Below are 2,796 nucleotides of genomic sequence, written 5' to 3' on the forward strand. Positions count from 1 at the left end.
GTATTTACATAGTCGTTAAAATCTACCACTTTTACAATCAATGTTAGAGTTTGTGCAGAACCAGGATTAATAGAAGGTATGGACCAAATTCCTGTTGAAGCATTGTAGCTTCCTGATGTAACGGTTGCGCCTACAAATGAATATCCTTTTGGAAGAACATCTTGAACTTCAACATTTGTCGCTGCGAGACTGCCTAAATTATCTGCAGTAATGGTAAAAGTGACTTCGCTGTTCATCGGCACATCTGTTTTATCGACAGTTTTATTGATGGCTACATCAGTTGATGGAATATTGATGAATTCCGAATCTTCATCGTCTTCACTTTGGTCACCTTTATCGTTATTTGGCGTTGAATCAGGATCAAATTGATTGCTCGCGGTAACTTGCGCGATGTTTACATAATCGGTATGTTGCAGTCCGTGAGGATCTCCGACAACTGCGGAGTAGGTCAGGGTGATACCGCCAATAGGAACAGTTAAGCCAGTCCATTTGATGCTGCTTAGACTTAAAATACCGCCATTGCTGATGTTTGAAATGTTTTTGTAGCCAACAGGCATTACATCTTCTATACTCACGCCAGTTGCTTCTGCAGGGCCTTCATTGCCAATTTGAAGGGTGAAATTAACCGTTTCGCCAACATTCGCTTTTTGATTATTGACTGTTTTGTTGAGGCTTAAATCGGCTACGTTAACATTTATCGTAAGACTGTCATAATCATCTTCTGTAGTGACACCGTTGTTTGGCGTCGAATCTGGATCGGGCAGGTTACTGGCGGTGATTTCCGTAATATTGGTGTATTCTCCGCTTTGACCAGAAGGTGGATTTACACGAACATATACTTGCAATGTCTGTGTAGCGCCAGCATTTACAATTCCGGTGTTCCAGTTTCCGGTAACAAAGTTGTAAATACCGCTTGTTGCCGTATAGGTAAGATAGGTGAATCCTTTTGGAAGCAGGTCTTTTACCATAACGCCGCTGGCATTTCCTGGACCATCATTGCTAACGGTTACTTCGAATATGATGTTAGCACCAACATCAAAAGAAGTATTTCCGCTGAGTGTTCTTTTTTCGATAGACAAATCTGCCTGAACAATTACTGGTGTCACAGCAATACTGTCATAATCGTCTTCTGACGATATACCATTTCCAGGCGTACTGTCTGGATCATGCTGGTCAGATGTCATAATTTCTGCGATGTTTAAATATTCGTTTGCAGCACCTGTAGGCGTTTTTACAAATACATTTAACAATAATGTGTGACTGTTTCCAGGAAGAATAATTCCCGGAGTCCATTCGCCTGTAATTTGATTGTAACTTCCAGAAGTAGCATTATAGAATATATAATCATATCCTGGAGGCAGAACATCTTTGATCGTTACGCCTGTGGCAGCGCTCGGACCCGAATTTCGCACCGTAATGGAGAATGATATCGGTGCGCCTACATCTGGCGTCAATATATTATTAACGACTTCTTTTTCTAAAGAAAGATCGGCAACAGCCACAACAGGAGTGAGCGTTTCAGAATCCATGTCGTCTTCGCCTGCAATTCCGTTGTGTGGCGTACTGTCTGGATCAGATTGGTCTGAAGAATATACTTCTGCTATATTTTGATAATTTCCTGTCGGATTTACAATTGCTGATACCAATAAGGTTTCCGAATCTCCGGCTAGAATAGTGCCGATATTCCATATTCCCGACGTATTGGCGTAATTTCCAGCGGTTGAGCTGTAAACCAAATAATCATAACCGCTTGGCAGTAAATCCAGTACTTGTACTCCTGTTGCATTTTGTGGGCCATCATTTTTAACTGTAATTTCAAATGTTACTGTGGCGCCAAAAATCGGACTAAGATTACCGCCAACTAATTCTTTCGTTAGAGATAAATCGGCTTGAGAAGCAACTGGAACTGTTCCCACAGCCGAGTAATCGTCCTCAGTTGTGACACCATTATTTGGAGTCGAATCAGGATCAGGAAGCGTGCTAGCCGTTACTTCTGCAATATTGAGATAATTTCCAGTTCCGTTTGCAATAGCGGTCAATTGTAAGGTTTGAGAATCGCCGCTTATTAAAGAACCAATTGTCCATTTACCGGTTGTACTGCTGTATGTTCCTTTTGTAGCGGAGAAACTGCTAAAAGTGTAGCCATTTGGAAGAAGATCTGTAACTTCTACACCAGCAGTATTTTCAGGACCGTCATTTTTAATGATGATTTCAAAAGTTACCGGGGTTCCAATTAAAGGAGTCGGATTATTGACTGTTTTAGTCAATGATAAATCAGCAGCTTGGCCTATTGGAGCGGTACTTACTGCAGCATAGTCATTTTCACCACTAATTCCATTACCTGTTGTAGAATTTGGATCTGGCAGGGCGCTAGACGTTACTTCAGCAATATTTTCATAGTTTCCTGTCGGATTTACTACTGCTGTAATTTGCAATACGTGAGTATCTCCGTTTAGAATTGAACCAATATTCCATTTTCCTGTAATACTATTGTATGTGCCTTTGGTAGAGGCGTAGCTGTAGAATGTATAACCGTTCGGGAGTAAATCTGTTACTTCGGCACCAGTTGTGTTCTGCGGTCCATTATTGGTAATGGCAATTTCAAAAATCACTTGTGAACCAGCAAGTGGAGTCGGATTATTAACGGTTTTTGTTAAAGCCAAATCGGCAGATAATTGGTTTGGAACTGTAGTTGCTGATGCATAATCATTCTCTGTCGTAATTCCGTTATTTGGAGTAGAATTCGGGTCAGGAAGATCGGCGGCTGTAACTTCGGCAGTATTCAAGTAATCTCCG

General features: G+C 41.2%; 1 pseudogene. It reads right to left on the reverse strand.

Annotated elements, in window-relative coordinates:
- Nucleotides 1-2,796, reverse strand: a pseudogene (locus tag ACWA1F_RS23875) (DUF11 domain-containing protein); the annotation flags it as partial.

Source organism: Flavobacterium erigeronis (genome assembly GCF_054075165.1).